13 protein-coding genes and 3 pseudogenes are annotated in these 14348 nt (G+C 70.7%); 5 read left to right on the top strand and 11 right to left on the bottom strand.

The window, feature by feature from the left end; all coding sequences use genetic code 11:
* Window positions 1-96 precede the first annotated feature (96 nt).
* The gene (locus ACRWNP_RS33690; protein ID WP_431968229.1) at window positions 97-1470 is read right to left on the bottom strand and encodes an MFS transporter; all 1374 of its coding nucleotides are present in this window, start codon (window positions 1468-1470) and stop codon (window positions 97-99) included.
* Complete coding sequence (locus ACRWNP_RS33685) at window positions 1467-2111, bottom strand: ArsR/SmtB family transcription factor (RefSeq protein WP_431968227.1); 645 nt, start codon at window positions 2109-2111, stop codon at window positions 1467-1469. The genes ACRWNP_RS33690 and ACRWNP_RS33685 overlap by 4 nt, the downstream gene beginning before the upstream one ends.
* Window positions 2112-2260: 149 nt before the next feature.
* Here ACRWNP_RS33685 and ACRWNP_RS33680 point away from each other — a divergent pair.
* A pseudogene (locus ACRWNP_RS33680) lies at window positions 2261-3146 on the top strand (aldehyde dehydrogenase family protein).
* 176 nt (window positions 3147-3322) lie between these two features.
* On the opposite strand, the pseudogene ACRWNP_RS33675 reads toward ACRWNP_RS33680, so the two are convergent.
* The 5 genes and pseudogenes from ACRWNP_RS33675 to ACRWNP_RS33655 form a co-directional block, all read right to left on the bottom strand.
* Window positions 3323-3424: pseudogene (locus tag ACRWNP_RS33675) on the bottom strand (IS5/IS1182 family transposase); the annotation flags it as partial.
* Window positions 3425-3628: 204 nt separating this feature from the next.
* Window positions 3629-4591 carry a quinone oxidoreductase family protein gene (locus ACRWNP_RS33670; protein WP_431968225.1) on the bottom strand — a complete coding sequence of 321 codons (963 nt, stop codon included), beginning with the start codon at window positions 4589-4591 and terminating at the stop codon, window positions 3629-3631.
* 201 nt (window positions 4592-4792) lie between these two features.
* Entirely contained in the window at window positions 4793-5137 is a 345-nt protein-coding gene (locus ACRWNP_RS33665) for a DsbA family oxidoreductase (RefSeq protein WP_431968223.1), read from the bottom strand.
* A 573-nt stretch (window positions 5138-5710) separates the two neighbouring features.
* Entirely contained in the window at window positions 5711-6304 is a 594-nt protein-coding gene (locus ACRWNP_RS33660) for a TetR/AcrR family transcriptional regulator (protein ID WP_431968221.1), read from the bottom strand.
* A 363-nt stretch (window positions 6305-6667) separates the two neighbouring features.
* A complete protein-coding gene (locus ACRWNP_RS33655) occupies window positions 6668-6922 on the bottom strand; it encodes a PucR family transcriptional regulator (RefSeq protein ID WP_431968219.1) in 255 nt (84 codons plus the stop codon).
* Window positions 6923-7065: 143 nt separating this feature from the next.
* On the opposite strand from ACRWNP_RS33655, the gene ACRWNP_RS33650 reads away from it, so the two are divergent.
* Together ACRWNP_RS33650 and ACRWNP_RS33645 are read left to right on the top strand one after the other, a co-directional pair.
* Window positions 7066-8400: a tannase/feruloyl esterase family alpha/beta hydrolase gene (locus ACRWNP_RS33650; protein ID WP_431968255.1), complete on the top strand. Its 1335-nt coding sequence runs from the start codon at window positions 7066-7068 to the stop codon at window positions 8398-8400.
* Between the two features lie 175 nt (window positions 8401-8575).
* Window positions 8576-10015 (top strand): extracellular catalytic domain type 1 short-chain-length polyhydroxyalkanoate depolymerase, encoded by a 1440-nt coding sequence (locus ACRWNP_RS33645; RefSeq protein WP_431968217.1) that lies wholly within the window; start codon window positions 8576-8578, stop codon window positions 10013-10015.
* Between the two features lie 143 nt (window positions 10016-10158).
* Here ACRWNP_RS33645 and ACRWNP_RS33640 read toward each other — a convergent pair whose 3' ends face one another.
* From ACRWNP_RS33640 to ACRWNP_RS33625, 4 genes are all read right to left on the bottom strand, one after another.
* Entirely contained in the window at window positions 10159-10500 is a 342-nt protein-coding gene (locus ACRWNP_RS33640) for a hypothetical protein (protein ID WP_431968215.1), read from the bottom strand.
* Window positions 10501-10749: 249 nt separating this feature from the next.
* Complete coding sequence (locus tag ACRWNP_RS33635; protein ID WP_431968213.1) at window positions 10750-11631, bottom strand: LLM class F420-dependent oxidoreductase; 882 nt, start codon at window positions 11629-11631, stop codon at window positions 10750-10752.
* 566 nt (window positions 11632-12197) lie between these two features.
* A complete protein-coding gene (locus tag ACRWNP_RS33630) occupies window positions 12198-12533 on the bottom strand; it encodes a hypothetical protein (protein WP_431968211.1) in 336 nt (111 codons plus the stop codon).
* A 53-nt stretch (window positions 12534-12586) separates the two neighbouring features.
* Entirely contained in the window at window positions 12587-13285 is a 699-nt protein-coding gene (locus ACRWNP_RS33625) for an NADPH-dependent F420 reductase (RefSeq protein ID WP_431968209.1), read from the bottom strand.
* A gap of 103 nt (window positions 13286-13388) precedes the next feature.
* On the opposite strand from ACRWNP_RS33625, the gene ACRWNP_RS33620 reads away from it, so the two are divergent.
* Both ACRWNP_RS33620 and ACRWNP_RS33615 read left to right on the top strand, forming a co-directional pair.
* Window positions 13389-13988, top strand: a complete 600-nt coding sequence (locus tag ACRWNP_RS33620) for a TetR/AcrR family transcriptional regulator C-terminal ligand-binding domain-containing protein (protein WP_431968207.1) — start codon at window positions 13389-13391, stop codon at window positions 13986-13988.
* 262 nt (window positions 13989-14250) lie between these two features.
* A pseudogene (locus ACRWNP_RS33615) lies at window positions 14251-14348 on the top strand (transposase); the annotation flags it as partial.

The raw sequence follows: 14348 nt of genomic DNA, 5'->3' as shown, positions 1-14348 counted from the left end.
CTGACTCGCGGGCCGCGGCAGCGACGAGACGAGCTTCGTTCGCGCACTGCCTCGCTGTCGCCCGTGCGCTTGTGCGGTCTTCGGGTTGTTGGTGGGTCACTGATCGGCGTGTTGCTGAAGGGGTCCGGAGCCGACGGCACTGGGGGAGGACGACGCGGTGTGTGGCTGAGGCGTTGCGGCCTCCGTCGGGGATGCGGGTCCGCTGCGGCGAATCCACAGGAAAGTTCCTGCCAGCAGCATGCTGCCCCCCAGTAGCCACGGCGCAGGGCCGGACGGAAGAACACCAATGATCAAGCCGGTGAGTGCTCCCACCAGTTGCTGAGCGAGAGACTGGACGGACAGCGCGGTGGCCCGGCCCGAACGTGAGACACGGCGGTGCAAGAGGTCGTTCTCACTCGGCCCCGCCGCACCAAGCCCGAGGTAGATCAGGCCGTAGCCGATGGTCGCGAGGACCAAGGAGGCCACTCCTGCGAACGCTGCGGTGGCGCCGAGCAGAAGCAGGCCGCTCGCGCTCGCGCCAAGGCTCACCATGACCGCACGTTCTCCGCTGTTCGCAAGTCGGGCGGTCAGTGGTGCAAGGTGGCTGCCGATACCCGCGCAGACGAATCCGGCGCAGGCGAGTGCGGCAAAGAGCACTGCCCCCGACTCCGACGCGCCCGTGAGAGCCGCAGCCCGCCCTGGCGTGAGCAGTTCGACCGCGGCCAGGGCGCTGCCGGTGGCGCCTGCGCTGAGGAACACCCGGCGGACCAGCGCATCGCGGCCCCCCAGCCGCAGGCCACCCACGATGGTGGCCGGGATGCCTCGAAGTACATCGCGCAAGGTGGCCGCCGGTCGGGGCCGCTCCCGCAGAGCGGTCAAGACATATGCCACGAAGGCGATCTCGACCGCTGCGCCCAGCAGGATCGGAACGGAAAGGGGCAGCACCAGCTCGGAAGTCGCCTCGCTCACTAGGGCGCCGAGGTCGGGGCCGAGGCCGAGCAGCCAGGGAAGGGCACCGCCGAGCAGGGTGCCCGTGGCAAGCGCGGCGGATGTCGCGGAGCTGCCGCGAGCCAGTCCGGTACGCAGTTCGGCGTCGAGGCCGGAGTGCTCCTGGACGGTGTCGACGTACCAGGCTTCGGCCGGACCGCTGGACAGGGCACGGCCCGCGCCCATCAGGGCCATGCCGAGGCCGAGCAGCCAGGGGGCGCTGCCCAGGCCCACGAGTGTCAAGGCGACCAGGTTCAGCAGGCCGGCAGCGGCCAGAACAGCGCGGCGTCCGAGGACGTCGGACAGTCCTCCGGTGGGCAGTTCCAGCGCGGAGGCGGTGAGGGAGTGCGCGGCGAAGAAGCCCGCGATGGCCGCCAGGGCCATGCCGCGCTCGGTGAACAGCAGGATCAGGGGAGCGATACTCAGCCCCAGTGGAAGCCAGAACAGAACGCAGACCGTGATGTAGCGGCGGCGTGCGGTGTGTATGTCCAGCGGCCCGGTCATGACGCGTCCTCGGTAACTGTCCCCGAAGGGGCGGCGGCGTCCGCCGGAGTGGCAGGGTTGCGCGGCGCCAAGGGCAGCCCGGCAGTGAGGAGTACGACCTGCGTTGCGCGCGGATCTTCTGCGTCGCGGGTGATCAGTTCCTCCAGCTTCCGGCCGAACACCTCCCAGAGTTCGGTGAGCGACTCGGGCGTCAGGCGGGGTATCAGGTCGTCGATTCCGGACGGCTCCACCCACTCCTGCCCCAGCCGCCCATCGGCGATGTCGGCTTCGTGACGGGCCAGAGATGCTTCCAGGTGCTCGATCTGGACCCGGCGCGACAGGGTGATCCACGCGCGGGTGCCCGGCGCGGCGTCCATTGCCGTATTGCTCCAGGCAGTCACGGAGTGCACCGCCTTCCAGCGGCGCTCCCGCCCGTCACGGTGCTCGGCCTCGGCAACGAACGCGTACTTCGCCAGCACCCTCAAGTGATAGCTGGTGGAAGCGGATGACTCCCCAGACCTGACAGCGAGTTCGCTCGCTGTGGCCGGGCCGTCCTGCCGCAGCATCCCGAGTAGCCGGATACGCAGAGGGTGCGTCAGGGCCTTCAGGGCTGCTGCGTCCCGCTCGGGATCGAGTACACGTTTCTGCTGCTCGCTGACCATGACGGGAGGGTAGAGCGATCCAGAGGCTTCCCAAAGGATTTTTGCAAAAATTCTTTTGGAAAGTTTGCTGGTCGCCCGTATCACCGGCACCGCGCACTGGCGGGACTGGACAGCGTTACGCGTCCGCACCTTGCCCACCCTCAGCGCCCATGAAGACCCCTTCGGGGGCGCCGCTGCTGCGTCCGGCATCCTGGGGCCCCGTGACCGACCCGGCGACCGGAGACGTCACCACGCAGGTCGCGATGGCCGGCGCCGCCGAGGTCGACGCCGCGGTCGCCGCAGCGAAGGAGGCGTTCGCCGGCTGGCGTACGTCCTCGCTCGCGCAGCGGACGGCAATCCTCCTCCCGCTACCGCGAGTTGCTGGACGCGCGCGGCGACCACCTCGCCGCGCTGATCACCGCCGAGCAGGGCAAGGTCCGCGCGGACGCGCTGGGCGAGGTGTCTCGGGGCCTGGAGATCGTCGAGCTGGCGTGCGGGCTCGGCACGGCCCTCAAGGGCGAGACGTCCACGGAGGTGGCGGGCCTGACCGACGTGGCGTCGGTCCGTCAGCCGCTCGGTGTGATCGTCGGCATCTCGCCGTTCAACTTCCCCGCGATGATCGGCATGTGGATGTTCCCCATGGCGATCGCCTGCGGGAACACTTTCGTGCACAAGCCGAGCAGCAAGGCCGATAGGGTCGGCACCGACTCGGACGCCTACCGGAACGAGATCTTCGGCCCCGTCCCGTGCGTGGTCCGCGCGGGGACGTACGAGGCGGCCATGCGTATCGTCAACGGTTCCCCGTTCGGCAACGCGAGCTCGATCTTCACCCGCGACGGCGGCGCGGCACGCCGGTTCCAACTCGAGGTCGAGACCGGCATGGTGGGCGTGAACGTGCCGATGCCGGTGCCGGTGGGCTACCACTCCTTCGGTGGCCGGAAGGACTCGGCCTTCGGCGACCACCGGATGTACGGCAGCGAAGCGGTGCACTTCTACACGCGGGGGAAGGTCATCACGAGCCGCTGGCCGGAACCGGCCGGGGTGACGGCCGGTTGAAGGTACTTGGGCCGTCGCCGCGTTCCGCTGACCGCCCCGGCCTCGTACGCGCGGCCGCGCACGCCCCTCCACGGTGCGGGCGCGGCCGTCCGGCCGCCGAACGTGACCCGGTCGCCGGACGAGATGCCGGCGCAGTCGCTCCTGCGCGGTTCGTTCCGCGTCGGCGAACCTGGCGTGGTGCAGCGCCGCAGCTTGCCGTAGCCGTTCATCCACGCGTGCGAACGCTCGACCACCCACCGTTTGCCGGCCTGGATCGGTGCGGGCACGCCCTTGCGGGCACGCCCTTGCGGGCGATCTCTGGGGTTCGAGCAGCAAGATGGCACAGCAGGCACGGGCCCTCCGGTGATCGCTGAGCGTAGAGAACTCCATGATCACTCAGGCCCGTGCCTGTCTCGTACTCACAGCGTCCAGCCGCCAGGCAGCCCACCATTCGCCGGTCGGTCTAAGGCTTTGGGCTGCTGCTGCAGGCGGGTGCCGGGCTGTCAGAAGGTGAGGACCAGTCGGCCGCGTACGCCGCCTGCTTCGAAACGGCGATGGGCCTCGGCCGCCTGGGCGGCGGGGTATTCGGCTGCGACCCGCAGTGACATGCGGCCTTCCTCTGCGAGCGCGCGCAGGTCGTCGAGCTTGTCGTTGGCATGGCGGTAGTCGGGCACGAAGACGTTCCGGACGATGACGTTCGCGGGGTCGCCCAGGGGAGTCGTGCCCGGTTCTCCCTCGCTGCGCGCGAGGGCCAGCTGACCTCCGGGCCGGATGGCGGGGAGCACCTCGGGGCCCATGACCGCGGAATCCACGACGGCTTCCACGCCGCCGGGAACGACCTCGAGGATGCGCGCGGCCACGCCCGGCCCTCGGCCGACGATCCGGTCGGCGCCCAGTGAGCGCACCAGTTCCTCGTCTGCGGGAGCCGCGTCGGCCACGACGCGCAGCCCGTCCGCCTTGGCCAGTTGTACGACGTAGCCGCCCATGGCGCCTGCGGCGCCGGTGACGGCGATCCAGTCGCCGGGAGTCAAGCCGAGTACGTCGAGGGCACGGCGTGCGGTCAGCCCGTTCATCGGGAGGGTGGCGGCCTCGACGTGGGTGGTTCCGGCCGGGGCCCTGACGACCTGCCGGGCGTCGAGGGCCACGTACTGCGCGTAGGCACCGCCGGAGGGGTCGATGGGGATGACGATCGCCATCACGCGGTCACCGACCTGCAGATCGGTGTCTGTTTCCGGACCGATCTCGTCCACGACGCCGGCAGCGTCCATGCCGGGTCGGTAAGGCGGGGTCAGGCGTCCTCGCAGCATGGGGTCGGTGTGGCCCTCACGCAGCAGGACGTCCGAGGGGTTCACCGAGGCCGCGTGCACGCGCACCCGGATCTGTCCCGGTCCGACCGCGGGGAGGGGCAGGTCCACGACCTCGAGTACCTCGGGACCGCCATAGCGGAAGACGCCTACAGCCTTCATCGCACTACTTCTCTCTGATGGGGGCCGCCGAGGCGGCCGTGATGTTCGGTTCTCAGGCACGGTTGCAGCCGCGCACTAGTTGTTTACCGAATGGTCAGTATAGAATATGACATCAAGGGCGCTGATCACTCAGGCATCCGGGACGGGCTGAATGCCCAGGTCGGACGGGGGTTACTGGACGGTTGAGCGAGAATGAGGCCCTCACGGCTCGCGCCAGCTGTGCTGCACTGCGCAGGCCCCCTCTGCGTCGCAGCCGGCTTGGCCGCCGGTGTCAGGGATCGTCAGTTGTGGTCCGCGGTCGGCCCAGGCCCGTTCCAGCAGTTCGGTAAAGGCTTCGGCCGGTTGGGCGCCGGAAAGTCCGTACTTCCCATCGACCACGAAGAACGGCACGCCTGTGATGCCCAACTGTGCGGCCTCGGCCTCGTCCGCGCGTACTTGGGCGGCATAAGCCTGCTTGTCAGTCATCACGGCGCGGGCGTCGGCTTCGCTGACGCCCGCGCGGACGGCAAGTTCGACTTGATGCTGCGGGTCGTAGAACCACCGCACCGACCGCCCCGGCACCTTCCACACCCGCTGGGACACCGACCGCACGGAGCAGAAGAGCAACTAAAGGGCCCGCCGCACGGACACGCTGAGCCGGGACGTGGCCAGGGCACCGGTGGGCAGAACGGCACCCGAAGCCGACCATCGCGAGATCGCGAAGGCGGCCGACGTGAATGCCATGCTGGTCAACCGCTGCTTCGGCTCCAAGGAGCGTCGACTGGGTGCACCGTTCCCAGGGCATGCGACGACGGCCCGGCAGCGGCCGCGTCAGGGGTGGTCCTCGCGGGCGACGGCGTCCGGCCGCCCCGCAGGGGAGTGGCTCTTGGATCCCGCCATGTGCTGTCCTCCCCACGATGTCCAATTCCATACTGCAGATTGCATGCCGTATGGAGGGTCGCGTCAGAGGCGGTGGATGCCCAGAGGGTGCCCGGGGAAGATGTGCCCTGGCCCCCTTACGGGCGGGGCGGCAACGGCGCGGCGGCCCGCACCGCCGCGCCGATGCCGGGCCCGCGGGGCGGGCCGGGCCTCATCGGAACGCGCGGCGTCAGGTGTGATGCTCCGCCGCGCTGCGGGTGTTCAGCGGCCCGTCGGGCGCAGGCCGGTCAGGACGAGGTCCACGGCGTCTTCGGCCCAGCCCGCACGGCCGCCGCGGCCGGCCATGTAGTCGGCATAGAAAGGGCCGAGTAGTGCGGAGACGGCTGCCTCCAGGTCGGCGCCGGAGCGGAGCTCACCGCGGTCGCGTGCCTGTTCGAGGACCTGGACCAGCAGGGCGCGCCGGGGCACCACGGTGCGCTCGCGCAGCAAGGCGAGGAGCTCGGGGGTGTGGGCTTCTTCGGCGAGACAGGTGCCGATCAGCGCCATGCCGCGTACGCGCTCCACGGTCGCGGCGAAGTCCTGGAGGATCGCCGTCAGGTCGGCCCGGGTGTCCCCGCTCGGCGGCGGGGCGTCGGCCATGCGCAGGGCCGCCAGCGCCGCGGTCAGGAGGTCCGCCTTGGTCTTCCAGCGCAGGTGGATGGTGGACTTGCTGACCTGTGCGGCGGCAGCGACCTGGCTCAGACTCATCCGCGTGTAGCCGTGCGAGGCCAGCAACTCCAGCGCCGCCTGGAGAATGGCGGCGTCCTTCTCGGACGACCGCGGCCGCCCGGCGCTCTTGGTCTGAGTGTCACCCATTCCGACAGGATAGGCGGGAATCCGCACCGAGCGGTTCGGTACGGATTCCCGTGCGTCCCGGAGGCAGGGCGGTGGCCGGAACGTGTCGGTGCTGTCCCCGGCCACAGGCGGAAGATGCGGGCCGGGCTGCCGGTCGGCTCTTCGGTGTCCGGCAGCCGCAGCACGCCGACGCCGCCCTCGCTGCGGCCGACCAGGACGGTCTGCGCGACCGGGCCGGCCGTTGCCGCGGCGGCCAGGGCCTTAAGCCGCATTCGTGGCGCGGCGTCGCGGATCCGGCGGCTGGTGGGCCGTGTGCCGCTGGGTCCGGGACGGGCCGCCCGCCCCGGCGAACGCGTCCTCGGCGGTCTGCGCGGCCGCCCGTGATCACTTGGCGGAGAGCACCATGTGGATCTTGAGGGCGAGATGCACCTGCAGCACCTGGTCGCCGCCGCGCCAGTGCGGGCCGAGGAGTGAGGTGATGCGGTCGATCCGCTGGTAGAGCGTATTGACGTGGACATAGAGCTGTTCGGCGGTGCGGTTCAGGCTCGAGTCGCAGGCGAAGAAGACGATCAGGGTGCGGGTGAGTTCGCCGCCGCGCCTGGCGTCGTAGTCGAGGACGGGGCCGATGGTGCGGCGCACGAAGCGGTGCAGTTCCTCGCGGCCGGCTTGGTGGAACAGCAGCCCGTAGACCCCGAGTTCACCGGGCGACGCCCCCTCTCCGTCGCGGTCGAGCGCGAGCAGGACATCGAGGCAGCGCGCCGCTGAGACGCACCCTCGTCCTGCTGTCCGCCGTGCTCCTGTCGACGGCGGCACTGTCCGCGAACGCCACGGCGGAGACGGAGCACCACTGCGAAGGACTGGACCGGATCCACGTGCCCGGCGCCGGACTGCAGCAGATCTCCTGCCACGACGACATGACCACCAGCGCCCTGGCCGGAACCCCGTACACCGACTCCACGGACTGGGCCTCGCTGGCCGCCGCGGGCACCCAGAACCCCACCGGTGTGCCCGGCACCCAGATCGACGGCTATTTCCCCGACTCCTCACATCTCAACACCACGCACGGCTGGAACCACGACGCACAGTTCGTGATCCGCCTGCCCGACCATTGGAACGGCGGTCTCGTCGTCACCGGCGCCCCCGGCGTGCGCAAGCAGTACTCCCTGGACACCCTCATCTCCGACTGGGTCCTCGCCCGGGGCTACGCCTTCGCCTCCACCGACAAGGGCAACAGCGGCCAGAACTTCTACACCGACGGCACCCGGCCGGGCGACGCGATCGCCGAATGGAACCGGCGCACCACCGAACTGACCCTCGCCGCCAAGCGCGTCGTCGCGCAGGCGTACGGGCGCGCCCCGGGCCGTACCTACATGACCGGCATCTCCAACGGCGGATATCTGACCCGGTGGCAGCTCGAGAACCACCCGGAGCTGTACGACGGCGGGGTGGACTGGGAAGGCGCGCTCTGGACCGCGAAGGGGCCGAACCTGTTCACCTACCTGCCGACCGCGGTCGCGTACCAGGCGGGCCGGGCCGGCCACGACGACATGATCGCCGCCGGGTTCACCCCCGGCACCGAGTTCCTGTGGCCGTACCACGAGACCGTCTACTGGGGCCTGACCCAGAAGGTGTACCGCGCCGAATTCGACCCGTCGTACGATCCCGGCTGCCCCGGAGCGTCGGCAGGTTCGACGACCGCGGAGATCCTGGCTCCCTGCGCCTCGGACGCCTCCTACGACTACGCAGCCAGACCCCGGTCCGTGCACCGGGCGGTCGACGGGGTGTCACTGACCGGCCGGATCGGGAGGCCCATGATCACCCTGCACGGTTCGCTCGACGCGCTGCTGCCGATCGCCACCGACTCCGACGTGTACGCGCGCATGATCGCCGACCGGCACCGCTCCCGGCTGCACCGCTACTACACCATCGAGGGCGGCACCCATGTGGACGGCCTCTACAACGCCTACCCGGACCGGCTGCGCCCCATCCTGCCCTGCTATCGCAGCGCGTTCGAGGCGCTCACCGACTGGGTCGAGCACCGCGCCGCCCCTCCGGCGAGCGGGACGGTCCCCAAGCCCGCGTCGGGCGACCTGATCAACTCCTGCGCACTGCGGTGACACCCGGCGGCACGTGACCTGGAGGCGGCCGACACCTCGGGCGAGCGAGGACTGTGGGCCGCTCCCGCTGGCAAGCGACCGCCGCGGTTCTACGGTGCAGCGGACCGCGCCGCTCCGGGGGGACGCCCGGGGCGGGCGCGGTCCCGTCCCCGCACCCCTCGACAAGGGAGGACCCATGTCGGTTCGCGACCGCGCCGGCAAGACCTGCTGGGCCGCACTGCTCGCCTTGCTGCTCGCCCTGTTCACCGTCCCGCACAGCGCCTCGGCGGCTTCGCTCACCCAGGTGAGCGGCTTCGGTTCCAACCCCGGCAACCTGTCGATGTACGCGTACGTCCCCGCCAACCTGCCCTCCGGCGCCCCCTTGGTGGTCGCCCTGCACGGCTGCACCCAGAGCGCGAGCGACTACTTCGGCCACTCCGGCTGGCCCAAGTACGCCGACGCCTACGGCTTCGCGCTGGTCTTTCCGCAGACGACCAGCGCCAACAACGCCAATTCGTGCTTCAACTGGTTCCAGTCCCAGGACTACACGCGTGGTCAGGGCGAGGCGCTGTCCATCAAGCAGATGGTCGACTACGCCAGGACGCAGTACGGCAGCGACGCGAGCCGTGTGTACATCACCGGGCTGTCCGCCGGCGGTGCCATGACCGCCGTGATGCTCGCCGACTACCCCGACGTCTTCGCCGGCGGATCCATCGACTCCGGCATCCCCGCAGGCTGCGCCACGGACCTGATCAGCGGTCTGACCTGTCAGAACAACCCGGTCGGCAAGACCCCGCAGCAGTGGGGCGACCTGGTACGCGGCGCCTCGGGCGGCTGGACCGGACCCTGGCCGCGCGTCGCGGTCTGGCAGGGCACGGCCGACACCACCGTCAACCCGGCCAACGCGACCGAGTCCCGCGACCAGTGGACCAACGTCTGGGGCATCAGCCAGACCCCGTCCTCGACCGCGTCCCTCCCCGGCGGCACCACCCAGGCCGTCTACGACGACGCCGGCGGCAAGCCGGCCGTCGAGACCTACACCGTCTCCGGCATGGCCCACGGCCTCGCCGTCAGCCCCGGATCCGCCGGAGACCAGTGCGGCACCACCGGCACCTACTACCTCAACTACATCTGCTCCAGCTACTACACCGCGAGGTTCTGGGGCCTGGACGGTTCCGGCGGCACGGGCAGCCTCCCCGCCCCCGGCGGCCTGACGGTCACAGGCACCACCGACAACAGCGTGTCGCTGTCCTGGGGCGCCGTCAGCGACGCGGCTTCGTACAACGTCTACCGGGACGGGACGAAGGTCGGCTCGACGGCCTCCACCTCGTACACCGACACCGGCCTCGCCTCCGGCACCGGCTACCGCTACACCGTCGCCGCCGCCGACGCCTCCGGCCGCGTGGGCGCGTCCTCCGCGGCCGTGACGGCGACCACCACCGGCTACCAGCCGCGATGCTTCACCGACAGCAACTACAACCAGGTCGTCGCGGGGCGGGCCCACCAGAGCCTCGGATACGTCTATGCCAACGGCTCCAACCAGTACATGGGCCTGTACAACCTCTACGTGACGCACACGCTGGAGGAGACCTCCACCGGCTACTACGTGATCGCCGACTCCGGCTGCCCCGCCTGACCAGGCCCGGGCCCCGGCTCGCCCTGATCCGCCGGGCGGTGAACCGGGGCCCGGCGCCCCCGGCGGTGAAGGCGGTGGACACGGGGATCCGCCCGGTGATCCGCTGCCGGGGGGTGGAGCAGGCTCCACCCCCGTCCGCCCGGTCAGGCCTGTGGTACAGAAAGCGCCGTGAGCTCCTCGCTGACGCGCCACAGACGGGCGGCCAGTTCCCGGTCGTAGGAGAGCTTGCTGCTGCGCTCGGGTCTGCTCTTGGCGAAGTAGCCGCCTGACACGTCCGCGACGTCGGGGGAGATGGCGAGGTAGACGGAGGTCGCGGCGGCCTTGGCCGGGCTGGGCATGAAGGGCCGGACAAGCGGGGTGAGCAGGCGCAGCACGCGGCTGGGGTCTTCCTTGCCGAAGTCCGTACGGACGACGCCGGGGTGCAGGACGTTGGCGGTGACGCCGGTGTCCTCCATGCGGCGGGCGAGCTCGTAGCTGAAGGGCACGTTGGCGAGTTTGGACTGGTTGTAGGCGCGCGCTGGCCGGAGTAGCCGCGCTCGCCCTGCAGGTTGCCGAAGTCGATCCTGCCCATGGCCTGGGCGCCGGAGCTCACGGTCACCACACGCGCCGCGTGGTGGGGTCTCAGCCGGTGACGACCAGACCCTTCTGCAGTGCCCGGCGGATGAGGACCTTGGCGCGGCTCCTGCCGTGGGTGTCCGCAGTCCGCACCAGCGGGGCCGGTCCGTTCTGCGTGCTCAGAGGGCGTCCAGGCGCGGGACGACGTGCTCGCCGAGGTATTGGACGACCGGTCGCGGGTCGGGGCCGAACGGCATGAGGTGGACCTCTTCGAAGCCGAGGGACGCGTAACCCTGCATGTCCTTGAGGAAGGCGTCGGTGGAGGCCGCGTCGTGCGGTGGTGCGCCAAGGTGCATCAGGGTCTTGGTGATGGTTTCGACGTCGCGGCCCTCGCGCTCGCAGTGCTCGCGCAGGATCTCGGACTTGCGCGTCACCGTCTCCAGGTCTCCCATGATGTTCCAGGCGTCGGCGTACTTGGCGACCAGCCGCAGGGTCTTCTTCTCGCCTCCGCCGCCGATGAGCACCGGCGGATGCGGACGGGTCAGCGGCTGAGGGGAGTTGAGGGTCTCGGCGAGTCGGTAGTGCCTGCCGGTGTACGGGCCGTTGTTCTCGCTCCACATCTGGCGGACGATCTGGAGGACTTCCTCCAGACGCTCGAAGCGTTCGGCGAGCGGCGGGAACGGCACGCCGAGGGCGTGGTGTTCGCGTTCGTACCAGGCGGCGCCGATACCGAGCGTGGCCCGGCCGCCGGACAGCACGTCCAAAGTGGAGACGATCTTGGCGAGCAGGCCGGGGTGCCGGTAGGTGGCACCGGTGACCAGCAGATGCAGCCGGATCGCCCGGGTGTGGGCGGCGAGGAAGCCGAGGGTGGCGTAGCCCTCCAGCATGGGGGCGTCGACGTCGCCCAGGCCCATGCCGCCGATCTGCAGGTAGTGATCCATCAGCGACAGCGAGGCGATGCCCGCCTCTTCGGCCAGTTGCGCCGTTTCGGTGAGCACCGGCGCGATGGCCGGCGTACCGCCGGGGACGTCGAAGGAGACAAGGTGGATGCCGGTCTTCATGGTGTATGCCCTTCTCAGGAGGAGCGGGGAACGGGGCAGGGGAGATGGAGGCGACGATCCCGCCCCGCACATGGCGGCCGGCCGGCTCGACGAGCGCGTCCGGGACGTCGGCCGACGCCGGCCCCGGCGAGCATGGGGGTCGACTCGGCCGACGGCGACCAGGGCCATCGGGTCGGTGAGCATGTGTGCCGTATCGACACGGGGTCGCTCGTCACCGTGCGCGTAGGCGGCACCGAGGGCGATCCCGTGCACCGACGGGTGGTCCTGAGCAGTGGCACGGCGCCCGGGTCGGGACGACCTGCGACGGCGGCGATCCCACTGCCGTGGGTGAGTGAAAACGTACTCTCCGTGTCCGACGCGGATCCGACGGGTCCACCGCGGCGCCCATGCCGCGCCCGTCGGTCTCGTCCTGGACCCGGGCGGTGATGTCTTCGCCGCAGTAGCCGATGGCTTCGTGCGCAGTGAGCCCGGGACCCATCCGGTGTTCCGTGCGAACGGGGACGTGATCGCGCAGGCGCCGCCCGGGGGAGCGATCCGGACGGCGAGTCCGCCCACGCCGCCGGCGATCAGCACAGCGTCGCCCGCCTCGACACCCAGGCGGCCGACGACTCCTTGTGCGCGGTCGCCCGGCGCACAGCAGCGCGGTGGCCGACACGGCGCCGCGCAGGGCCAGGCCGGCACGGGACGGCGGCCTGGGCCGGCGCGTACTCCCCGAAGCCTCCCCGGTGGCGCAGATCAACCGGGCAGGCCGCACACCGGCCGACATGGGTGCCGGTGACACCCTCACCCAGCGCGTCGACGACACCCACCACGTCCGGATCCGGCACGCGCGGCCAGGCCCAGTCCGCATGGCCGGCGACGGCGATCCGGTGGTCGACCGGATCGAGCCCGAACGCCTCCACGCGGACACGGGGTCTGTCCAGCCCCGGTCGGGGCCCGGGCCACCGGGCCGCGGTCAGGCGCCGGTGCGGGCGCCGGCGATGTGGAAGTTGAAGTCGGCGTGGCCGACCGCGCCCCACAGCCGCAGCCAGATCGGCAGGAGCATCTCGGTGCCGCGGGCGGTGGTGATGTCACCGAGGTCGATGACGCTCGCCTCGGGCCAGCCGAAGGAGACCAGCAGTTCGGTGACGGCCTTCTTCGCGTCGGTGTCGTCGCCGGAGACGAAGACGTCGTGCTCGCCCGCAACGCGGGACGGCTCGACCATGACCTGGCAGTTCATGGTGTTCAGCGTCTTGACGACCTTGGCCTCGGGGAAGGCCCGCTGGACCTGCTCGCCGAGGCTGTCGGTGTTCACCGGGTTCAAAGACGGCGGCATGCCCTGGGAGAAGTCCAGCGGGTTGGCGATGTCGATGAGCACCTTGCCCGCCAGGTTGGCGGCACCCGCGGCTTCGAGCGCCTGCAGGGTCGCGGCACCGGAGGTGGTGTTGACCACCGCCTCCCCCCAGACGGCCGCGTCGGCGAAGGTCTCCAGGCGCACCTTCGGGTTGGCCGCGTGCCACTGGGAGAACGGCGGGTTGCCGTAGGCGTCGGGCTCGACGCGGGCGAGCGTGGCCTTCGGGTCGCGCGTGCCGACGACGACCTCGTGGCCGAGGGAGACAAGCCGGGCGGCCATCGTCCGCCCGACGACTCCGGTGCCGAGAACCGTGTAACGCATGGAGGTAGGTCCTTTCCGAGGGTGGACGTCGCGACGGGGTCCGCCCGACGCCTCTAAATCTAAACCGAGTGGTTCGGTATTGCAATACGGCTATCCTGGTCACATGGAAAAGACGGAGACGGAAGGCTGCCGCAGCCCTGCGGGACGGCCCCGCTGCGCGGGGAAGGAGTCCGCGATCCTCGCCGCGGCACTGACCCTGCTCGCCGAACAGGGCTTCACCCGCATGACCCTGGACGCCGTCGCGCGGGCCGCCGGAGTCAGCAAGGCGACCATCCACCTGCGCTTCAAAACGAAGGCCGAGCTGGCCGCGGCCGCACTGAAGACCCTGCACCCCTGCTCCGCACCGCCGGAGACCGGGGACGTGCGCGCCGACATCGTCGCCCTGCTCGCCGACTTCTCCGCCACCCTCATCCGCACCGGCGGCGTGGCCCTGATCGGCACCTGCCTGGCCGAGGAAGCCCACACTCCCGAACTGCTGGCACTCTTCCGCGAGCATGCGGTGCAACCACGGCGCGCGGCCCTGCGGCGACTGCTCGACCGGGCCCGCACGCAGGGCGAGCTCGCCTGCGACGCCGACCCGGACACACTGGCCTCGGCCCTGCTCGGCGTCTTCTACGCCGACCACCTCGCCGGACGCAGCACCGGCAGAGACTGGGCGGAGCGCACCGTGGCTCCCGTGCTCACCCCGACATCATCCGCATAACCACCTTGCGCACGTCAAGCGTTCACGCAGTCCCAAGTCGCCACCTGGACCAATCCCGCCCCCCGTCGCCGTCACAACGGCCCCTTCCCGCGCGGTGCGCCGGCTCGCGGACGGCACGTGACCGGCGATCACGACCCTTCCCGCTCACTGCGGGGAGGGCCGCCCCTCAATGCTTTGTGCTCACCGCGCCGCCGCATTCGTCCGTTCAAGCCATTGACCTGCGGATACTCCGCATGACGCTCCGCCGGCCGGGTCAAACGGCCTCACCGCCGACGGCTACCGCGAGATCCTCGGCCTGGGCCGGCAGCGGCGGGGAGGGCGCCAAGTACTGGCAGACCATCCTGACCGGGATCAAGAACA

The sequence above is a fragment of the Actinacidiphila sp. bgisy160 genome, from assembly GCF_965342435.1.
Lineage (GTDB): Bacteria > Actinomycetota > Actinomycetes > Streptomycetales > Streptomycetaceae > Actinacidiphila.
This window is presented reverse-complemented; position numbering and strand designations above follow the sequence as displayed.

Excerpts from the sequence above, each read along its gene's own strand:
- ACRWNP_RS33620 (WP_431968207.1), top strand. The coding sequence starts at position 13,389 with ATGGAAAAGACGGAGACGGAAGGCTGCCGCAGCCCTGCGGGACGGCCC.
- ACRWNP_RS33645 (WP_431968217.1), top strand. The coding sequence starts at position 8,576 with ATGTCGGTTCGCGACCGCGCCGGCAAGACCTGCTGGGCCGCACTGCTC.
- ACRWNP_RS33685 (WP_431968227.1), bottom strand. The coding sequence starts at position 2,111 with ATGGTCAGCGAGCAGCAGAAACGTGTACTCGATCCCGAGCGGGACGCA.
- ACRWNP_RS33625 (WP_431968209.1), bottom strand. The coding sequence starts at position 13,285 with ATGCGTTACACGGTTCTCGGCACCGGAGTCGTCGGGCGGACGATGGCC.
- ACRWNP_RS33670 (WP_431968225.1), bottom strand. The coding sequence starts at position 4,591 with ATGAAGGCTGTAGGCGTCTTCCGCTATGGCGGTCCCGAGGTACTCGAG.
- ACRWNP_RS33690 (WP_431968229.1), bottom strand. The coding sequence starts at position 1,470 with ATGACCGGGCCGCTGGACATACACACCGCACGCCGCCGCTACATCACG.
- ACRWNP_RS33635 (WP_431968213.1), bottom strand. The coding sequence starts at position 11,631 with ATGAAGACCGGCATCCACCTTGTCTCCTTCGACGTCCCCGGCGGTACG.
- ACRWNP_RS33660 (WP_431968221.1), bottom strand. The coding sequence starts at position 6,304 with ATGGGTGACACTCAGACCAAGAGCGCCGGGCGGCCGCGGTCGTCCGAG.